The organism is Brucella haematophila (assembly GCF_005938105.1).
In the GTDB taxonomy this organism is placed as follows: Bacteria; Pseudomonadota; Alphaproteobacteria; order Rhizobiales; family Rhizobiaceae; genus Brucella; species Brucella haematophila.
Window position 1 is genome coordinate 36,255 of the sequence record NZ_VCPE01000024.1, and the last position, 17,983, is coordinate 54,237.

Genomic DNA, 17,983 nt, shown 5'->3' on the forward strand with positions numbered 1-17,983 from the left:
GGGAAGCCTGACCTTCCCGCAAACGCTCTATTTTGTTTATGAGGGGAAAAGGATGTCACTCAGTTCTGCTCTATCGACGGCCAAAAGCTCGCTTGCGGCAACGTCCAAGCAGACATCGGTTGTTTCGCGCAACATTGCTGGCGTGAACGATCCCGACTATTCGCGGCGTACCGCCTCCCTCGTTTCTGGGCCTTACGGCTCTCTTTATGTGAATGTCACCCGCTCGGCGGATGAGGCGCTGTTCAATCGCTACATCCAGTCCAACAGCACGGCGGCCTCTTCTTCGGCTCTTGCAAGCGGTCTCGACCGCCTTTCGTCGATTTATTCGGCAGACAATTACTCTGGCTCGCCATCGGCTCTGATGGGCGATCTGCGCGATGCTCTCCAGACCTATGCGGCCTCGGCGTCCAATTCGTCGCTCGGCGACAGCGTCGTGTCCACGGCGCAGGCGCTTGCCAATGCGCTGAACGACGGCACCAAGCAGGTGCAGGCGCTGCGCGAGGATGCCGATAGCGAAATCGCCGTGTCGGTCGCCAATATCAACGATCTTCTGTCCAAGTTCGAACAGGTCAACAAGGACGTTGTCAGCGGCACGCGCGCGGGGCGCGACGTGTCGGACGCGCTGGATCAGCGCGACGCGCTTCTGAAGCAGATTTCGGGCGAACTCGGCATCACCACCATGACGCGCGGCGACAACGACATGGTGATCTTCGCCGATAATGGCGTGACGCTGTTTGAAACCACCGCACGCGCCGTGACCTTTGCGCCATCGGGCAGCCTGACTGCCGGTACCGCGGGCAATGCCGTGCTGGTGGATGGCGTGCCGCTCAGCCACGATACGTTCGACCAGCCTTATGGCACGGGCCGCCTCAGCGGGCTTCTGCAGTTGCGCGACCAGATTGCGCCGCAATATCAGATGCAGCTCGATGAGATTGCGCGCGGCCTCGTCTCGATGTTTTCCGAATCGGATCAGTCCGGTAATGGCGGCGCGGACAAGACGGGCCTCTTCAGCTGGTCGGGTTCGCCAGCCGTGCCGGGCGCAAGCCTGACATCCGGGATAGCAGGAACGATCAAGGTATCGTCGGCCTTCATTTCGTCGGAAGGCGGCAGCCCGAGCTATCTGCGTGACGGCGGCGCAAATGGCGCCGACTACGTCTATAATTCGAACAACGCCGCCGGTTTCACAGACCGTCTGCTCGCGCTCAATGAAGCGTTTTCGACGCCGTTCAGCTTCGACGCTGCGGCCGGGCTCAAGGCCAATTCGAGCCTGATCGACTATGGTTCGTCCTCGGTCAGCTGGCTTGAAGGCAAGCGCAAGACGGCCAACAACGAATATACCTACAACCAGACGGTAGCGACCCAGGCCGATCAGGCCATGTCCAACGCCAACGGTGTCAATATCGATACCGAAATGGCGCTGCTTCTCGATCTGGAACATTCCTATCAGGCATCGAGCCGCGTGCTGACGACGGTCAATTCGATGCTCGACGATTTGCTCGCGGCGGTGTGAGGCTCATGAAAGCGCAATCAGTTTCCAACTATGGTGCAGCTTCCGCCCTCCGGGCGCTTGTCAGCAAGAGCAAGGCTGATCTGGTCAAGGCCCAGCAGGAAGCGACGACGGGAACCGTCTTCGATGTCGGGCTGGCACTTGGCACGAAGTCCGGCCAGAGCGTTTCCTTGCGCAAGGAATATGACCGGCTGAGCGTTTTGCTGGACATGAACAATCTTGTGCAGCAGCGGATGACGACGACGCAGACCGCGACGAGTTCCGTCATTGAAACGACGCAGGATTTTCTCGCCAGTCTGACTGGCGTGAGCAATTCCAGTGAAAGCGGCCAGACGATTGCCGAAACCGCCCGCGCCGCGCTGAACAGCGTTACGGGTCTGCTCAACACCAGCTATAACGGCGAATATATCTTCTCCGGCGTCAATACGGATGTGAAGCCCATTGCCGACTATACCGACGGCGGCACCGCGCAGACCGCGATCCGCGACGCTTTTGCAGCGCATTTCGGCTTCACGGTGGACGATCCTCAGGTCGCCAACATCACCGCTGACGAAATGACCACATTTCTCCAGGGCGATTATGCCGACCAGTTCAACGATGCCAATTGGGACGCCAACTGGTCCGACGCATCGGATACGGCCATCAAGAGCCGTATTTCACCGACCGAAACGGCTGATACCTCGATCAGCGCCAATGCCAACGGCTTCCGCAAGGCGATCATGTCTTTTGCGATGATCGCAGAGTTTTCCAATATCGGGTTGAACGACTCGGCGTTTCAGGCGCTGACCACCGAGGCGATGCAGACAACCACGCAGGCCGTGACCGCGGTGACGGCGTCACAGACCACGCTTGGCCTTGCGCAGTCGCGCACCTCGCAGGCAGTAACGCGCATCACCGCGCAGCAGAAAATCCTGAACGACTCGGTTCTCAATCTCGAGGAAGTCGATCCTTACGAGGCAGCGACCCGCGTCAACGATCTGAAGACGCAGATCGAAACCTCCTATCAGCTGACGGTTCAGCTCCAGAGCATGAGCCTGCTCAACTATTTGAAATAAAGCGGGCAACATCATAACAGCGGTAGCATGAGGCGACCCGCACCGGTGGTGCCCATCGGAGCACATCCCGAAAAGTGTGAAACGGTTTTCGGATAAGATGTGCGTAAGAACAACCATATAGAGCGCCGATCTGATCTAATCAGATCAAAAGGCGCTCTAGCGGAGACGACATGTATCAGTTGCGCTACGAAGATGTCATGAATGACGATATGGCGAGCGCCAAGGACCGCGAACGGATGCTTTTCGACCGTTCGATAGACATGCTCGCGGCTGCCAAGGTCAATGGCGCCGGTTCGCGTGAAGGCATTGATGCCGGCTATTTCACGATGCGGCTCTGGACCACGATCATCGACGATCTGGGTTCGGAGGAGAATGCGCTGCCGAAAGAGCTGAAAGCGGCAATCATCTCCATCGGCATTTTCGTGCTCAAGGAGCTGGAACGCATTCGCCAGGGCGAAAGCAACGATTACGATACGCTGATCGATATTACGCGGTCGATCCGGGACGGTCTTTGAAATGGCGGTCAACGGCAAATCGGCAATCCGCCTGTCGCTTCGGGCGGGCGAGAAAATCTACATCAACGGCGCAGTGCTGAAGGCTGACCGCAAGGTATCGCTGGAACTGCTCAACGATGCGACGTTCCTTCTGGAAAACCATGTGCTCCAGCCGGACCAGACGACGTCACCGCTGCGCCAGCTTTATTTCGCGGCGCAGATGATGCTCATCGAGCCTTCCTTGCGCGAGCAGGCGCGCCAGACCTTCGGGCAAATGCTGAAAGGCATGTTCAAGGCATTTTCCGATCCGGAAATCCTGAATGCGCTGAAGATCGTCGACGAGCTGGTGCATAACGGGCGCGTTTTCGAAGCATTGAAAACGATCCGCGCGCAATATCCGCGCGAGGCGGAGCTGATGCCGGAACAGAGCGTCATGCCGCGAGCCAAGAATCCGGATCAGGTCAGGGAGACAGGTCTATGACCACGACAACAGCGGTTACCAATACGACGACCACCACCAATAATTCGTCGAGCTCCAGCTCGGCGGCGAAGGCGGACGTCGATTACAACTCGTTTTTGAAACTGCTGGTCGCCCAGATGAAGAATCAGGACCCGACGCAGCCGATGGACGCGACGCAATATGTCTCGCAGCTCGCGACCTTTTCCGGCGTCGAGCAGTCCGTGCAGATGAACACCAAGCTGGAAACGCTGATCGCCAACTCGTCGCTGTCGCAAGCGGAAGGTTGGATCGGTCGCACGGTGACCAGTGCCGATGGCACGATTTCCGGCGTGGTGAAATCGGTCACGATCCAGCAGTCCGGCATGCTCGCCGAGCTGGAAGACGGGCAGACCGTCACCATCGGCCAGGGCGTCAAGGTCAGCTAAGGACTATCCCGGTGAACGAAGCTGATGCGCTGGATATCGTCAATTCGGCGGTATGGACCGTACTGATGGCCAGCGGCCCGGCGGTTCTTGCCGCCATGCTTATCGGCATCGGCATCGCGCTGTTTCAGGCTCTGACGCAGGTGCAGGAAATGACCCTGACCTTCGTTCCGAAGATTGTCGTCATCTTCATCGTGCTGGCCGTAACCGCACCTTTTGTCGGCGCGCAGATCAATTCCTTCACGCTGCTCGTCTATTCGCGCATCGAAAAGGGATTTTAGCGCTCCTCATAAGTCGCAGGACATGACGACGGAAAGCGATTGGAAGCCCAGGCGGTGAAACAAGGCATGAGCCTGCTTGTTATCCAGATTGCTTTCGAGGAACATTCTGCGAATACCACCCGCACGGCATTGATCGCGAACCCAATTCAGCATCGATGAGCCGATTCCTTTGCCGCGACTGCTTTTGCTGACCAGTAAATCTTCCAGTATCGCATAGGGGCAAGCGGCATCGAGCCTAACAGTCACGAAACCGATGCCCACAAGGGTATGATTTTTCATGGCGATGGCCAGGGATATACCCGACCGGGCCGATCCTGCGCACTCGTTTCCCTTGGCTTGGATTGCGAGCTTCTCGATATTTTCACGCAGTCCGGGGCTCCATTGCCCGATGCCCGATGCACGTCCCCACTGAATATCCGTGTGGGAAATATATGTCGGGCTGACATTGGAAACGAAGAACTCGGCGACATCGTTTGCATCAGGCTGACCGTCGTACCAACCGAAAATGACGTCCTCCGCTTCGGGAAAGCTGCTTTTGCCATTTGAAATCATGTTGTTCTCTTGAAAAGGAACAGCTTCCGCCGCTGGCGACACGGTCGTCAATACCAACAACTTGCTCCGGCGTTTTGCCGTTGCGAAGTCCTCGCGCAAGCTTCGCAAGCTAAGGTCCGCTTCGTAACAGGAGACGGACGTGCAGCAGGCAGCGGCTAAACCCTTCATAAAAAGCGGATTTCTGACCGGCAGCGATATGGGGCTGGCGGCAGGCATGATCATCATCCTGACGGTGCTTTTCCTGCCCGTTCCAGCTATGGTGCTGGATATCGGTCTGGCCTTTTCCATCGCTTTCTCGGTGTTGATTCTGATGGTGGCGCTGTGGATTCAGCGGCCGCTTGATTTCTCGGCCTTTCCGACCGTCCTGCTGATCGCGACCATGATGCGCCTCTCGCTCAATATTGCGACGACGCGTGTGATTCTCACCCACGGCAATGAAGGCTATCTCGCTGCGGGCCGCGTGATTCACGGCTTCTCGCAATTCGTGATGGGCGGCGATTTTGTCATCGGTCTCGTCGTTTTCTGTATCCTGATCATCGTCAACTTCCTCGTCATCACCAAGGGTGCGACGCGTATCGCGGAAGTGGGCGCACGCTTTACCCTCGACGCCATCCCCGGCAAGCAGATGGCCATTGATGCCGACCTTTCGTCGGGCCTGATCGATGAAAAGGAAGCCCAGCGCCGTCGCCGTGAACTGGAAGAAGAAAGCTCCTTCTTCGGCTCGATGGACGGTGCCTCGAAATTCGTGCGCGGCGACGCCATCGCCGGTCTGATCATCACCGCCGTTAACATATTCGGCGGTATCATCATCGGCGTTACCCGCCATGACATGAACATTTCCCACGCGGCTGACGTCTTCACCAAGTTGTCGGTCGGTGACGGTCTCGTCACGCAGATTCCTGCTCTTATCGTTTCGCTCGCCGCCGGTCTTCTGGTGTCGAAGGGCGGAACGCGCGGCTCTGCCGATCAGGCGATTTTCGGCCAGCTTGGCGCTTATCCAAAGGCGCTTCTGGTTGCGTCCATGCTGCTGTTCGTTCTCGGCATCATGCCGGGCCTTCCGGCATTTCCGTTCTTCATGCTGGGTGGCGCAATGGCGTTTGTCGGTATTGCCGTCCCCCGCCGTCAGGCGCGCCAGCGCGAGGCCGAAGCCGCTGAAGCCGGCAAGAAGCAGCGCGAGGCCGAGGATCAGGAGCGCAATTCCGTCAAGGCATCGCTGGAAACCAGCCAGATTGAACTGTGCCTTGGCAAGCAGCTTTCCGCACGCCTGATGGCGTCGCAGCAGGAGCTGGCGCATCGCGTCAACAAGATGCGTCGCAAATTCGCGCAGGAATACGGCTTCGTTATTCCCGAGATCAAGGTGACGGACGACCTTGCCCTGCCGCCGAAAAGCTACCGGATCAAGATTCATGGTACGTCGGTGGCCAGCCATGAACTGCGCGTCGGTGAAATTCTGGTGGTGCTGGGCGAGCGCCCGATTCCGTCGATCCCCGGTGAGGAAACCCGCGAGCCGGCCTTCGGCATGCGCGCCTATTCGGTGCCCGAAACCTTCGCTTCGGATTTGCGCCGCGACGGCTATATGACGGTCGATAATCTGTCCGTCCTGCTCACCCATCTCAGCGAAATCGTGCGCAACAATCTGGCTCAGCTCCTGTCCTACAAGGATATGCGCATTCTGCTGGATCGTCTGGGGCCGGAATATCGCAAGCTGGTCGAGGATATCAGCCCGGCGCATATTTCCTATTCCGGTTTGCAGGCCGTGCTGAAGCTGCTGCTGGCCGAGCGGGTGTCGATCCGCAACCTGCATCTCATTCTCGAAGCCATTGCGGAAATCGCGCCGCTGGTGCGCCGTCCGGAAATGATTGTCGAACATGTGCGCATGCGCATGGCGCAGCAAATCTGCGGCGATCTTTCCGATAATGGTGTGCTCAATGTGCTGCGTCTCGGCAACCGCTGGGATCTGGTGTTCCACCAGAGCCTCAAGCGCGACGCCAAGGGTGAAATCGTCGAGTTCGATATCGACCCGCGCCTGCTGGAACAGTTCGGCACGGAAGCATCGACAGTTATTCGCAAGCATTTCGACAATGGCGAGCGATTCGTCCTCGTATCGTCGCCGGAAGCGCGGCCCTATATCCGGATGATCATCGAGCGCCTGTTCGCAACCTTGCCGGTGCTGTCGCATGTCGAAATCGCACGCGGCGTGGAAGTGAAGTCGCTCGGCGCGATTTCATAGGTCCAGGTTCTTCGATTCCCTTGACCCCTCGATCCTTCGAGACGGTTCCCTTCGCTGCGCTCAGGGCACCTCCTCAGGATGAGGGGAAAGTCTGGCTCCCCCTCATCCTGAGGAGACCCTCCGAGCTTGGCGAAGGAGGGGCGTCTCGAAGGATCGAAGGACGAGGGGATCAAGAGGACGGTTATATGATTCTTATGCGGAAAGGGGCCTGAGTGCCGATCGCGCAACTGCCGCTCAACGACATCATTCTGGCAGCCGTTCTGGCGTTCTGCCGCGTCGGCGCATGCCTGATGCTGATGCCGGGGATTTCGAGCGCGCGCATTCCCTTGCAGGTCCGGCTCTTCATCGCGCTGGCGTGCTCCTTCGCAGTGTTGCCGCTGGTGTTGTCACGCATTGTCACAGCCGTTGATGGCGGCGCGCCGTGGACGCTGTTCCGCCTGATGGCGAGCGAGATGTTTGTCGGCGCGGTGATCGGCATTCTGGCGCATATCTATTTCTGGGCGCTGCAATTCATGGCCAACACCATGGCGATGGCCATAGGCTTTAGCGGCGCGCCCGCGGACGCGATTACCGAATCGGAGCCGCAGGCAACATTGGCGACCATCGTGACATTCAGTGCGCTGTTGTTGTTCTTCGTCACAGACATGCATCTGGAAATTCTGCGCGCGCTGCTCAATTCCTATACGGCCATTCCGGTGGACGGACGATTCCGGCCCGATGCGGCGATGATCGATTTTACCGATGCGCTGTCATCGGCCTTCATGGCCACGTTGCGAATCGCAGCGCCATTCATCGTCTTTGCGATTCTCGTCAATTTCGCGATTGGTCTGGTCAACAAGCTGACGCCGTCGATCCCGATCTACTTCGTGTCGATGCCTTTCGTGCTGGGGGGCGGGCTGCTGGTGATCTATTTCATCCTGCCGGAACTCCTGCGCTTCTTTACGAACGAAACCGCTACGCAAATGCGCGCTTTGTTTTGAGGTGGCTATGGCCCAGACCAACACACGCAACCTCAAGAAGCTGATCGATTTGCAGAAGCTCGGCAGCGCCCGGCTCGAATCGGCGCTTGCCGTTTCCAATGCGCGCAAGCTGGCGCTGGAAGAGGAGCGCCTGGCGCTCATCGCCATGCAGGACCGGCGCTATGACGGCGCGGCCTTCGATATCGATCCGTCGCTGCTCATCAAGCGTCTTGGCGCAAACGCAGTCGAATCGATGGCGCTCGAATCAAAGCTCGAGTCGGAGCGCAGCGCGCTTTTGAAGGAACAACGGCGGGTTGAATTGCTGGAAGATCGGCTGGAAGAGGCCAAAAGCGAGCTGGACCGGCACGAACTGGCCAGTCTGATCGAGGAATTTGTTAGCCGGAAAACCACGAAAACGCCGTCTGGGCCGCGCTGAACTCGCCCACAAGTTTCAGTCAAGTTTGACCCATTATGGTGCACTCATAGGATGAAGAAGGAAACCTTGCATGGCGATCAACCCGCCGTCAGATCTGGTGATGGATGTAGCCCGCGCGGCCGATCCGCAGGCCTATCGCATGGCGGCGGAACGGTTGAAGTCGGTATCCGGCACCATGCAGGCGACGGCGTCGTCCGTGACGGGACTGACGCGGGACAATTTCGCGAGCTTTTCCGACAGTCTTTCGGCGGGCGTGACCATGCGGCCCGACGCGCAGAATACGATCAATCCGGCCTATCGGAAATTCGAGGCCTTCATGCTGCAATCCTTTGTCCAGTCGATGTTTACCAGTGACACGACCGCGACCTTCGGCAAGGGCATAGCAGGCGATTACTGGAAGTCGATGATGGCGGAAGCCATGGCGAACAAGATGGCGGATGTCGGCGGTGTCGGCATTGCCAAACTGCTTGAGGAGCAGGCGGCGCGCAAAGGGCGGGCAGATGCGCCGACCACTGCAGCATTAGGAGATGTGATCAACAATCTGGGAGAGACTATGAGCAACAATGCGGTTTCGAAAGACATTGTCCATGGCTTCGAACGCACGCTCATCCAAAAGCAGCTTGAGAAAAACGACGACGCGGATAGTGCGCGCGGCTGAACGATAAATGCCGCAGAGCGCAACGCGACGTCCCCCGAAATTGAGGAACCTTGAAATGACCGAGACAAGCTCTGAAACCAGCCTGCCGCCGGAAGAATCGCTGGTTCTCGCCCAGGCGAGCGAACAGGTGCATGATTTGGCGAAGTCGGAACTGGCAATGGAACCGGTGCAGAACCCGACTTTGAAGCCGGTGGTTCGTGCAATCCAGCGTCTTGAGGACGTCATCGATACCGAAACGCGCCTTCTCATGGAAGGTGGCAATCCCGATCTCGCTGAAATCAATTCGCGCAAAAGCCGCGGCCTCTATGATTTCAACAAGGCTATCAAGAAGGCTGCCGGTCTGGCCGAGCCTGCGTCGCTGAAAGGCTTGCAGCCGCTGCTCGACAGCCTGAAGCAGAAGCTTGAGAAGAACTGTGAAGCGTTGCAGCTGCATCTGCGCGCAGTCGGTGAGCTTGCCGACGTGATCCGCGGCGCATTGGAAACGCAGGAAGCCGACGGCACCTATTCCATGCAGAGCGCGAGGCTCGGTCACGCGCGATGATCCGCATTTTCGTCATTGGCCTGTGGATTTGCGCTGTCGCCTTCGGGTCGCTGTTTATGGCGACCCGTCAGAATGCGGGATCGTCCGGTGAGACGCAGGCCGCTGTTGGCGGCTTCGGCGGCGTGGATTACGTCAAGACGGACGTGATGAGCGTGCCGATCATCTCCAATGGCGGTGTCGCGGGCTATGTCGTGGCTCAGCTCGTCTACACGGTCGATTCGAATATCCGCAAGAAGCTGAGCGTGCCGCTGGAGCTGTTCATCAGCGACGAGATTTTCCGCAAGTTCTACGGCAGCTATTCGGATACGAAAGAGGTTGAGAAAGTGCAGTTCGAGGATGTCCGCGCCTCGATCATCTCAGACCTGAATGCGCGGTTCCCGGAACCGGTGATCAAGGACCTGCTGGTCGAGCAGTTCAACTATATTTCTGCTGAAGAAATCCGCGCCATGAACATGCGCGGCGAGCCGACATCAACCGCCCCGGCCAACCAGACGCCCGGAAAGCAGGCCAATGCCAATATCAATAATGGGCAGGCGGCTCACAGCGAATAGTATTTTCCGCCAAGCTGGGCCAGCCGTTCGCTGTCCAGCGGTGTGACGGTCGGATCGGTGATCAATTCGACGCCGATTTCCCGGCCGTTGCGCCAGGCGATGCGGGCCAGAAGGGCGCGCTTGTAATAGTCGTCGAACAGCCAGAACCTGTCGGGCAAGGTCGGGGTTTCCATGGTTCTCAGCTTGGCGCCATGAGGGGACAAGTCGCTGAACTGGCACTCAACGATAAACTGTCCGTCCAGGTCTATCAGTTTCCCCGAACGTAACCTTGTCCTCTGTCTTTCTTCCCTGCGCCGCTCCTGCGGCGACTTCATGCGCGCCATATGAAAATCTTACCCACTAATCCCCTGAACTAGGTATTTTTAGCAGATTTCGATTTCCGAAGCGTTACTTTTAAAGTTTCACTTCCAAAATTAGGTACTTCCAATGGGTTAGGCTCTTGTTAGGCTTGGGGGACCTAGTGATCGCCACAGGCCTGGCACAAGCCGCGCAGTTCGAGCGTCGTCTTGCGCGACTTGAAACCGTTTTGCAGGCTCCAGGCGCTGACGAGATTTTCGATCGCAGCATCGGAAAATTCAGTTACCTGACCGCACTTCTCGCAGATCGCAAAGGCGACAAGACCCTGCTGATGGCATTGCGGATGCGCGCAGGCCACGAAAGCATTGAGGCTTTCGAGGCGATGGATAAGTCCATAATCGAGCAGCTTTTCCAGTGCACGATAGACCTGAAGCGGCGCGCGAAAGCCGTCATCCCGCAGCTGGTCGAGTATCGTATAGGCGCTGAGCGGCCCTTCCGCCTTGGACAGAACATCGAAAACGAGGGTCTGGTTGCGGGTCAGATCCTGTTGCGTGTGATGATGGTGGTGATGCGTGCTCATTGTTCAGCAGTCCGTTCCGGTGTGGCCTCAGCTCTCTTATGTAAGGGCAGAAGGCTGAAAATGAAAATGGCAAGCGCCGCGACCACGATGGAAGGGCCTGACGGCGTGTCGAAATGGATGGAGCCGAAAAGCCCGCCGACAACGCCTGCCGCGCCGATCAGCGATGAAAGCACCGCCATTTGCTCAGGCGTGGAGGCGAAACGGCGGGATGTCGCAGCCGGTATGATCAGCAGGGATGTGATCAGCAGAATGCCGACAATCTTCATCGCAATGGCAATCACGATTGCCAGAAGCAGCATGAAGATGACGCGCGAAACGGCGGGGTTCATCCCTTCGGCCCGTGCGATATCTTCGCTGACGGTCGCGGCCAGCATGGGCCGCCACAACCAGGCCAGTATAGCGAGAACGAAAGCGCCGCCAGCATAGATATAGACGATATCCATCCGCGAAACGGCCAGAAGATCACCGAACAGGAAAGAAAGAAGATCGACGCGAACCCAAGTCATGAAGGCGACGATCACCAGACCGAGCGACAGCGTGGCATGGGACAGGATGCCGAGCAGCGAATCCGCCGACAATGTGTGGCGGCGCTGCAAGAGCAGCAGGATCGCGGAAATCGCGACCGACACAGCGAAAACGCCGATCATCAGATTGATGTCGAAGATCAGAGCCAGCGCCACGCCAAGCAAGGCGGAATGGGCCATGGTGTCGCCGAAATAGGCCATGCGCCGCCAGACGATGAAGCAGCCGAGAGGGCCAGTCGTCAGCGCCAGCCCGATACCGGCAATCAAAGCGCGGGTGAAAAAGTCGTCAAGCACGGTGTACACCTTCCCCATGATGATGTTGGTGATGCTCGTGCTCGTGCTCGTGCTCGTGCTCGTGATGATGACCGTCATCGGCATGGCAATGATCCGTCACCGAACCGTCACTGTGCAGCACGCGCCCGTCTGGCAGGTGCGTGTGATCGTGATGATGCTCATAGACGGCGAGCGGCCCAACGGCGCGACTGCCGAACAGGCGCATATATTCCGGGCTTGCCGTCACGTCGCGCGGGGTTCCGCTGCAACAGACATGACCGTTGAGACAGATGACCCGGTCAGTCGCCGCCATGACGAGATGCAGATCGTGCGAGATCAGCAGCACACCGCAGCCGGTCTCGTCGCGGAGCCGCGCAATCAGTTCATAAAGCGCGGCCTCGCCGGAAAAGTCCACGCCCTGTACAGGTTCGTCCAGCACCATGATATCCGGCTTTCGCGCCAGCGCACGCGCCATCAGGGCGCGCTGGAATTCGCCGCCGGAAAGATGAGCCGTCTCGGCTTTCAGGAGGTGCGGGATACCGACCGCTTCAAGCGCCGCAGCTATTTCCTGTTTGCTCAAGGGGCCGGTCAGCGTCAGCAGACGCTCGACGGAAAGCGGCAGGGTGCGGTCGATATTGATCTTCTGCGGAACATAGCCGATGCGCAGGCCGGGCTTGTGGATGATTTCGCCTTCGTCGGGCTTGAGAATGCGCAGTGCCATCTTGGCGGCGGTGCTTTTGCCCGCGCCATTCGGCCCGATGAGCGTGACAATCTCACCGCGCTCGACCTTTAGATCGACATTGCGCACAAGCCAGCGCCCGTCGCGATAAACACCGGCGTTCTTCAGTTCAATCAGCGTTTCCCGCGCCTGACTGGTGGCCTGGCTGGCGGGGATTGTATTCTTTCTGACCATTGCAATCGGGGCTTTCGCTACCTGTATCTTCGTATCGATCTCATTCAGTCAGATCGATACGCGTTCTAACGGATCATCCGCCGATTCGGACTTTTTCCCAGCGTCTTTTTCGGGCGGCGTGACACGCCATATCCCGATTATGAAATCCACCCGCCCATGCTGTCACACAGGACAGCAATTTCAGGATGAATGCGATATCGCCAAAAAAGCCGGGGTGAATTTCTCCAAAAAAGGGTTGCTTGACCTTATGGCAGACGTTATAGCATAACGCAACTGATGTAATAAAATAACATATCATCAGATATGATGTTCATCCCCGCTCATTCAAGAGAGATAACATGAAACATTTGCGTTCCCTGCTGCTCGCCTCCGCATTTCTCACCGGTCTGGGCGGCAGCGCCTTTGCCGCTGAACGAGACGGCGTTGTCGTTTCGATCAAGCCGCTCCATTCGCTTGTTTCTGCTGTCATGCAGGGCGTCGGCGAGCCGAAACTGATCGTGCAGGGCGCGGGTTCGGAGCATGTCTATAGCCTCAAGCCTTCGGATGCGGAGGCCATCGAACATGCCAAGGTGATCTTCTGGGCAGGCCCGTCGATGGAAACCTTCCTCGACAAGCCAATCGACACATTGGGCGAAGGCGCAAAGGTCGTCGCGCTCGGTGAATCGGAAGGGCTGACACGGCTGAAATTCCGCGAAGGCGGTCCGTTCGAGGCACATGATCATGGCCATGAGGGTGAAGGTCATTCGGAAGCGGGCGAGGGACACTCCCATGAAGGCCACGACCATGCCGATAAGCATGACGATGATGACAAGAAGGAAGCGGAAGCTGGTCATGATCACGCTGCCGAAGCGAGTGAAGGCGCGCATGAGCATCATCACCACGGCGAATATGATCTGCATTTCTGGCTCGATCCGGAAAATGGCAAGGTGCTGGTCACCAACATTGCCAAGGTTCTGAGCGAAAATGATCCGGCCCATGCTGCACAATATGAGCAGAACGCAAAGAACTATGCCGAAAAGCTGGACGCACTGACCAAGGACATTGCGACGGAATTGCAGCCGGTGAAGGACAAGCCGTTTGTCGTGTTCCACGATGCCTATCAGTATTTTGAAAACCGCTTCGGCGTTAAGGCTGCGGGCTCCATCACGGTCAGCCCGGAGAAGGCTCCCGGTGCTGCCCGCATCCAGCAGATCCACGACAAGATCAAGTCGCTCAAGGTGGCTTGCGTGTTCTCTGAACCCCAGTTCGAACCGAAACTCGTCAATACGGTTATCGATGGAACGGATGCCAAGACCGGCGTTCTGGATCCGCTTGGCGCAGAATTGAAGGACGGCCCCGATCTTTATCCGCAGTTGATCCGCAATCTGGCGGATTCGCTGAAAGGTTGCCTGTCCTCGTAATAGCTGCGGTTGCTGTCCCTTCCCGGAGCATTTCCAGCAAAAGTGTAAAGCGGTTTTGCGTTCGGAAATGCTTAATACAAACAGATAGAGCGGTTCCGACGATCAGATTGAAGCGGGAACCGTTCCCGGTGTCAGCCTGTTTGCAACCGCAACGGCGTCGGGCCATTCCCTCGGGTGGCCCGACGCAAGATAATCCGTCAATGGCGGCGTTGCCGCCTGTTTTTTGAACTTCGAATGTAATGATATAACATTAAGGATGGAGAGATGCACAACTTCTCAAAACTGTGGTCGGTAGGCTTGGCGGCGATCTTGCTGGCACCTGTTACCGCCGGCGCACATGGCATCTGGATTGCTGAGCGCCACGGCACGCAGGCGGTGGTCTATGGTCACGGTGCCAGCGATGAGGCTTACGATCCGCAAAAACTCAAGACGGTTTCCGCCAAGGATATGGATGGCAAGGCGGTGGCCGTCGAGATCAGGCGGCAGGACGACCATGCCCTTCTCGATGTGCCGGAAAATGCAGTGGTCGTCAGCACTATATTTGATAACGGTTTCTGGGCCGAAGGTCCGGACGGCAAATGGGTCAACAAGCCGAAAGCCGAGGTGCCCGGCGCAAAGCAATCCAGCAAGAGCCAGAAATTCGCGGTCGCCATACTCGATCACCTGCGCAAGAAGCCGCAAGCTCAGGGACTGCCTTTCGAAATCGTGCCTCTGGTGGATCCGACGATTCTTGCAGCGGGCAATGATCTGCCGGTGCAGGTTCTGTTCGACGGCAAGCCCGTGGAAGGGGTTTCCGTCACGGCGGATTACGTCACTGACAGCCACGCCGCGCCGGTGAAAACCAATGCCGAGGGCATGGCCACGATCAAAATCCGCAATGCGGGGCTGAATGTCGTCGGGGCCGCTCATTCCAGCCCCACGCCCGATTCCAGCGATGCGGACAAGCTCAGCTACTTCACTACGCTGACCTTCAATCTCGATCAGCATCATCACGACTGACCCCAACCCAACCTCTGAATTCAAGGAACGGTGTCATGAGAAAAAGGCTTCCCGTTACAGTTCTTTCCGGCTTCCTCGGTGCCGGAAAGACGACGCTTCTCAATCATGTGCTCAACAACCGCGAGAAGCGCCGCGTTGCGGTCATCGTCAATGATATGAGCGAGATCAATATTGATGCGTCTCTGGTGCGCGAAGGGGGTGCCAATCTCTCGCGTACCGAAGAGCAGCTGGTGGAAATGACCAATGGCTGCATCTGCTGCACGCTGCGCGACGATCTTCTGAAGGAAGTCTCACAACTGGCCGAGCAGGGGCGCTTTGATTACCTCCTGATCGAATCGACAGGCATTTCGGAGCCGCTGCCCGTGGCGGCGACCTTCGAGTTTCGCGACGAACAGGACAAGAGCCTGGCCGATGTGGCGCGGCTCGATACGATGGTGACAGTCGTGGATGCGGCCAATCTGTTGAAAGACTATGCGTCGAACGATTTTCTGCGCGACCGGGGTGAGTCGCTGGGCGATGAAGACGAGCGAACCCTTGTCGATCTCCTAGTCGAGCAGATCGAGTTTGCCGATGTGGTGGTGCTGAACAAGGTTTCGACGGCGTCGCCCGAAGAGCGAGATCTGGCCCGCAAGGTCATTCATTCGCTCAACCCCGATGCGCGTATCGAAGAGGTTGATTTCGGGCAGGTTCCGCTGGATGCCATACTGGACACGCGCCTGTTCGACTTCAACAAGGCGCATGAACATCCGCTTTGGTATAAGGAGCTTTACGGCTTCAACGATCATGTGCCGGAAAGCGAGGAATATGGCGTTCGTTCCTTCGTCTATCGCGCGCGTCGGCCTTTCGACCCCGCAAAGTTCCAGTCATTTCTCGATAAGAGCTGGCCGGGCGTTGTGCGGGCCAAGGGTTTCTTCTGGCTGGCGACCCAGCCGGATTTCGTCGGCGAGATCAGTCAGGCTGGCGCATTGGTGCGCACAAACAAGCGCGGGCGCTGGTGGTCGGCGGTGCCGAGGAACTATTGGCCGACCGAGCCGGGCTGGACGAGCGCGATGGAGCCTTACTTCCACAAGGTCTGGGGTGATCGCCGTCAGGAGATCGTCTTCATCGGTGTCGATCCGATGCGCGAGGAAGCGCTGACCGCCGAGCTGGACACATGTCTGGTGGAAGATGAAACCTTTGCGCCAGAACGCTGGTCGGCGCTGACCGATCCGTTCCCGAACTGGTCGGTTGCCGCTTAAGCTCGCGCCTACTCCGACAGCGAGGCGAGCGCCTTGCTGTCGGCAAGCGTGCGGTGATCCAGCACATTGGCAATGGCCTCTCGCACATCCAGCATCATCAGGCGCACTTCACATTCTTCTTCGTCGCAGTCGTCGCAAGGGTGATAGTCGGTCTTGCTTGCACAGGCGATGGGAGCCAGCGCGCCATCCAGCGCACGGATGATATTGCCGATGGCAATTTCATTGGCCGGACGTGCCAGACAAAATCCGCCGCCCTTGCCTTTGCGGCTGACGACGAAACCGGCATTGCGCAGCTCGGTGAAAATATTGTCGAGGAATTTTCGCGGAATATGATGCTTTTCGGCGATCTCACTGGCTGAGGCCAGTTGTCCATCGGCAATTCCCGCCAGATGAACCATGGCTTTCAGGCCGTATTTGCCTTTCTTGGTAAGCATGCCACCCCTGCGAGACTTTCAGATAAAAAGCGTAGCGGCTAAACCGAGCTGCGACAAGTCTTTTCGCCCCGCCGGCTCATCTTATTGGCCGTCCCGCAAAGCTAGCGCCAATGCGCCTTGCAAAGCATCGCCAAGCGGTTGCTTATAAAGTGCGCGGTACGGCAGACAGGGCAGCGCGGCATAGGCATTCGCCAGCCCGCCGGTCATGCTGAAGCGACCAAGCTTCTCTACGCCCAGACGATCCAGTCCGCGACGGAGGGAATCGCAGGCTCGTTGTGTGATCCAAAGGCCGACAGGGTCACCTTCCATCGCCCATTTAAAGACCAATGGCGCAAAAGCAGCGTAGTCGGCAGCGGTAGCCCCGCGAGAAAACGTGGTGATCTCACGCGCATCATTCTTAAACTGTGCGAGTACCGCGTTGATCAACTCACTGCGCGCGGCCATGCCATCTGCAACGAGCAATGCTTCTTCCAGCAGCTCGCGTCCCAACCGCGCGCCGCCCGCATGGTCGCTGAGCATGAAGCCACGCCCGCCGACAATCTCAACGGTCTCGTCTGTACGCTTGATAAAGGCCGAGCCGGTACCGACAATGACCATCACGCCGTCGCCATCGCCGAGTGCGCCTTGCAGCGCAGTGACCGCATCCGACACGATCCTGACTTGCCCGAAAGGCAGCGCATTATAATGCGCCTCGCGGTTGGCCAATGAGTTGGCCCCGGCGAGACCCAGCACTGCACGTGCTTCACCTAAGACTGCAATGTCGAGCCCGGCATTCACAGCGGCCTGTTCTGTCACTTCTATTATATGTGCGAGAGCGGCTGGCGTATCGGCGCCAATATTGGCTGGACCGCTGGTGGCGCGGCCCAGAATGTTTCCGGCTCCGTCCGTCAGGATTGCCCTGCATCCGGTTCCTCCGCCATCAACGGCAATGCGATACGGTATGTCCTTGATTGTCATATGTTTGTCGCAACTGTTCGAATCGACAGGTTTTGTCGGTTGATTTTACGTTAAAAGACACCATATTGGCTGTGGAAAAGAAAATCGCTTTTTTGGTGAAACGCGTGTTGACAGTTTGAGAGCTGGGGGCCTATATAGCGCCACAACGAGGGCGGCGACGCTGCTAGCGGCAGGTTGCTTCGTCCTTGAGTTCTGGTGAAAGTGGTTGACTTAGTGTTGGCT

The 17,983-nt window shown here is 57.8% G+C and carries 22 protein-coding genes; 15 read left to right on the top strand and 7 right to left on the bottom strand.

Features of this window, described 5'->3' with window-relative positions:
* Window positions 1-52: 52 nt before the first annotated feature.
* The 6 genes from flgK (at window position 53) to fliQ (ending at window position 4,219) form a co-directional block, all read left to right on the top strand.
* Window positions 53-1,510: a flagellar hook-associated protein FlgK gene (gene flgK, locus FGI60_RS24085; RefSeq protein ID WP_138787301.1), complete on the top strand. Its 1,458-nt coding sequence runs from the start codon at window positions 53-55 to the stop codon at window positions 1,508-1,510.
* A 5-nt stretch (window positions 1,511-1,515) separates the two neighbouring features.
* Complete coding sequence (locus FGI60_RS24090) at window positions 1,516-2,562, top strand: flagellar hook-associated family protein (protein WP_138787302.1); 1,047 nt, start codon at window positions 1,516-1,518, stop codon at window positions 2,560-2,562.
* Window positions 2,563-2,732: 170 nt separating this feature from the next.
* Window positions 2,733-3,077, top strand: a complete 345-nt coding sequence (gene flaF, locus FGI60_RS24095; RefSeq protein WP_078340875.1) for a flagellar biosynthesis regulator FlaF — start codon at window positions 2,733-2,735, stop codon at window positions 3,075-3,077.
* Window position 3,078: 1 nt separating this feature from the next.
* Window positions 3,079-3,537 carry a flagellar biosynthesis repressor FlbT gene (gene flbT / locus FGI60_RS24100; RefSeq protein WP_138787303.1) on the top strand — a complete coding sequence of 153 codons (459 nt, stop codon included), beginning with the start codon at window positions 3,079-3,081 and terminating at the stop codon, window positions 3,535-3,537.
* Window positions 3,534-3,941, top strand: coding sequence for a flagellar hook assembly protein FlgD (gene flgD, locus FGI60_RS24105; RefSeq protein WP_138787304.1), 408 nt, complete (start codon window positions 3,534-3,536; stop codon window positions 3,939-3,941). Before flbT ends, flgD begins: the two co-directional genes overlap by 4 nt.
* An 11-nt stretch (window positions 3,942-3,952) precedes the next feature.
* A complete protein-coding gene (gene fliQ / locus FGI60_RS24110) occupies window positions 3,953-4,219 on the top strand; it encodes a flagellar biosynthesis protein FliQ (RefSeq protein WP_078340878.1) in 267 nt (88 codons plus the stop codon).
* 6 nt (window positions 4,220-4,225) lie between these two features.
* Here the strand turns inward: fliQ and FGI60_RS24115 are convergent, their stop codons facing one another.
* On the bottom strand, window positions 4,226-4,828 hold the full coding sequence (locus tag FGI60_RS24115; protein WP_171058849.1) for a GNAT family N-acetyltransferase: 603 nt from the start codon (window positions 4,826-4,828) through the stop codon (window positions 4,226-4,228).
* 82 nt (window positions 4,829-4,910) lie between these two features.
* Here FGI60_RS24115 and flhA point away from each other — a divergent pair, with 82 nt between their 5' ends.
* The 6 genes from flhA (at window position 4,911) to FGI60_RS24145 (ending at window position 10,146) form a co-directional block, all read left to right on the top strand.
* A complete protein-coding gene (gene flhA / locus FGI60_RS24120) occupies window positions 4,911-7,001 on the top strand; it encodes a flagellar biosynthesis protein FlhA (protein ID WP_138787306.1) in 2,091 nt (696 codons plus the stop codon).
* A 212-nt stretch (window positions 7,002-7,213) separates the two neighbouring features.
* Window positions 7,214-7,981 (top strand): flagellar biosynthetic protein FliR, encoded by a 768-nt coding sequence (gene fliR, locus FGI60_RS24125; protein ID WP_138787307.1) that lies wholly within the window; start codon window positions 7,214-7,216, stop codon window positions 7,979-7,981.
* A gap of 7 nt (window positions 7,982-7,988) precedes the next feature.
* On the top strand, window positions 7,989-8,396 hold the full coding sequence (locus FGI60_RS24130; RefSeq protein ID WP_138787308.1) for a hypothetical protein: 408 nt from the start codon (window positions 7,989-7,991) through the stop codon (window positions 8,394-8,396).
* Window positions 8,397-8,466: 70 nt separating this feature from the next.
* The gene (locus FGI60_RS24135; protein ID WP_138787309.1) at window positions 8,467-9,054 is read left to right on the top strand and encodes a rod-binding protein; all 588 of its coding nucleotides are present in this window, start codon (window positions 8,467-8,469) and stop codon (window positions 9,052-9,054) included.
* Window positions 9,055-9,211: 157 nt separating this feature from the next.
* Window positions 9,212-9,595 (top strand): flagellar protein FlgN, encoded by a 384-nt coding sequence (locus FGI60_RS24140; protein ID WP_374844094.1) that lies wholly within the window; start codon window positions 9,212-9,214, stop codon window positions 9,593-9,595.
* A complete protein-coding gene (locus FGI60_RS24145; RefSeq protein WP_138787311.1) occupies window positions 9,592-10,146 on the top strand; it encodes a hypothetical protein in 555 nt (184 codons plus the stop codon). The genes FGI60_RS24140 and FGI60_RS24145 overlap by 4 nt, the downstream gene beginning before the upstream one ends.
* On the opposite strand, the gene FGI60_RS24150 is transcribed toward FGI60_RS24145, so the two are convergent.
* From FGI60_RS24150 to FGI60_RS24165, 4 genes are all read right to left on the bottom strand, one after another.
* Complete coding sequence (locus FGI60_RS24150) at window positions 10,134-10,469, bottom strand: PilZ domain-containing protein (RefSeq protein WP_078340886.1); 336 nt, start codon at window positions 10,467-10,469, stop codon at window positions 10,134-10,136. The two genes, FGI60_RS24145 and FGI60_RS24150, sit on opposite strands and share 13 nt — an antisense overlap.
* A gap of 134 nt (window positions 10,470-10,603) precedes the next feature.
* Entirely contained in the window at window positions 10,604-11,023 is a 420-nt protein-coding gene (locus FGI60_RS24155; RefSeq protein ID WP_078340887.1) for a Fur family transcriptional regulator, read from the bottom strand.
* The gene (znuB, locus tag FGI60_RS24160) at window positions 11,020-11,859 is read right to left on the bottom strand and encodes a zinc ABC transporter permease subunit ZnuB (protein WP_138787312.1); all 840 of its coding nucleotides are present in this window, start codon (window positions 11,857-11,859) and stop codon (window positions 11,020-11,022) included. The genes FGI60_RS24155 and znuB overlap by 4 nt, the downstream gene beginning before the upstream one ends.
* A complete protein-coding gene (locus FGI60_RS24165) occupies window positions 11,834-12,733 on the bottom strand; it encodes an ATP-binding cassette domain-containing protein (protein ID WP_138787313.1) in 900 nt (299 codons plus the stop codon). Before FGI60_RS24165 ends, znuB begins: the two co-directional genes overlap by 26 nt.
* Window positions 12,734-13,071: 338 nt before the next feature.
* On the opposite strand from FGI60_RS24165, the gene znuA reads away from it, so the two are divergent.
* From znuA to zigA, 3 genes are all read left to right on the top strand, one after another.
* Entirely contained in the window at window positions 13,072-14,133 is a 1,062-nt protein-coding gene (gene znuA / locus FGI60_RS24170) for a zinc ABC transporter substrate-binding protein ZnuA (RefSeq protein WP_138787314.1), read from the top strand.
* A 264-nt stretch (window positions 14,134-14,397) separates the two neighbouring features.
* Window positions 14,398-15,132 carry a DUF4198 domain-containing protein gene (locus tag FGI60_RS24175; RefSeq protein ID WP_138787315.1) on the top strand — a complete coding sequence of 245 codons (735 nt, stop codon included), beginning with the start codon at window positions 14,398-14,400 and terminating at the stop codon, window positions 15,130-15,132.
* A gap of 35 nt (window positions 15,133-15,167) precedes the next feature.
* Window positions 15,168-16,370 (top strand): zinc metallochaperone GTPase ZigA, encoded by a 1,203-nt coding sequence (zigA, locus tag FGI60_RS24180; protein ID WP_138787316.1) that lies wholly within the window; start codon window positions 15,168-15,170, stop codon window positions 16,368-16,370.
* A gap of 8 nt (window positions 16,371-16,378) precedes the next feature.
* On the opposite strand, the gene FGI60_RS24185 is transcribed toward zigA, so the two are convergent.
* Both FGI60_RS24185 and FGI60_RS24190 read right to left on the bottom strand, forming a co-directional pair.
* Window positions 16,379-16,804: an RrF2 family transcriptional regulator gene (locus FGI60_RS24185; RefSeq protein WP_138787317.1), complete on the bottom strand. Its 426-nt coding sequence runs from the start codon at window positions 16,802-16,804 to the stop codon at window positions 16,379-16,381.
* 81 nt (window positions 16,805-16,885) lie between these two features.
* Window positions 16,886-17,761 (bottom strand): BadF/BadG/BcrA/BcrD ATPase family protein, encoded by an 876-nt coding sequence (locus FGI60_RS24190; RefSeq protein ID WP_138787318.1) that lies wholly within the window; start codon window positions 17,759-17,761, stop codon window positions 16,886-16,888.
* Window positions 17,762-17,983: the final 222 nt, after the last annotated feature.

Bases quoted from the DNA above. Each gene is read 5' to 3' on its own strand.
- flgK (WP_138787301.1), top strand. From the start codon at position 53: ATGTCACTCAGTTCTGCTCTATCGACGGCCAAAAGCTCGCTTGCGGCA.
- FGI60_RS24090 (WP_138787302.1), top strand. From the start codon at position 1,516: ATGAAAGCGCAATCAGTTTCCAACTATGGTGCAGCTTCCGCCCTCCGG.
- flaF (WP_078340875.1), top strand. From the start codon at position 2,733: ATGTATCAGTTGCGCTACGAAGATGTCATGAATGACGATATGGCGAGC.
- flbT (WP_138787303.1), top strand. From the start codon at position 3,079: ATGGCGGTCAACGGCAAATCGGCAATCCGCCTGTCGCTTCGGGCGGGC.
- flgD (WP_138787304.1), top strand. From the start codon at position 3,534: ATGACCACGACAACAGCGGTTACCAATACGACGACCACCACCAATAAT.
- FGI60_RS24130 (WP_138787308.1), top strand. From the start codon at position 7,989: ATGGCCCAGACCAACACACGCAACCTCAAGAAGCTGATCGATTTGCAG.
- FGI60_RS24135 (WP_138787309.1), top strand. From the start codon at position 8,467: ATGGCGATCAACCCGCCGTCAGATCTGGTGATGGATGTAGCCCGCGCG.
- FGI60_RS24140 (WP_374844094.1), top strand. From the start codon at position 9,212: ATGGAACCGGTGCAGAACCCGACTTTGAAGCCGGTGGTTCGTGCAATC.
- FGI60_RS24145 (WP_138787311.1), top strand. From the start codon at position 9,592: ATGATCCGCATTTTCGTCATTGGCCTGTGGATTTGCGCTGTCGCCTTC.
- FGI60_RS24150 (WP_078340886.1), bottom strand. From the start codon at position 10,469: ATGGCGCGCATGAAGTCGCCGCAGGAGCGGCGCAGGGAAGAAAGACAG.
- FGI60_RS24155 (WP_078340887.1), bottom strand. From the start codon at position 11,023: ATGAGCACGCATCACCACCATCATCACACGCAACAGGATCTGACCCGC.
- znuB (WP_138787312.1), bottom strand. From the start codon at position 11,859: ATGGGGAAGGTGTACACCGTGCTTGACGACTTTTTCACCCGCGCTTTG.
- FGI60_RS24165 (WP_138787313.1), bottom strand. From the start codon at position 12,733: ATGGTCAGAAAGAATACAATCCCCGCCAGCCAGGCCACCAGTCAGGCG.
- znuA (WP_138787314.1), top strand. From the start codon at position 13,072: ATGAAACATTTGCGTTCCCTGCTGCTCGCCTCCGCATTTCTCACCGGT.
- FGI60_RS24175 (WP_138787315.1), top strand. From the start codon at position 14,398: ATGCACAACTTCTCAAAACTGTGGTCGGTAGGCTTGGCGGCGATCTTG.
- zigA (WP_138787316.1), top strand. From the start codon at position 15,168: ATGAGAAAAAGGCTTCCCGTTACAGTTCTTTCCGGCTTCCTCGGTGCC.
- FGI60_RS24185 (WP_138787317.1), bottom strand. From the start codon at position 16,804: ATGCTTACCAAGAAAGGCAAATACGGCCTGAAAGCCATGGTTCATCTG.
- FGI60_RS24190 (WP_138787318.1), bottom strand. From the start codon at position 17,761: ATGACAATCAAGGACATACCGTATCGCATTGCCGTTGATGGCGGAGGA.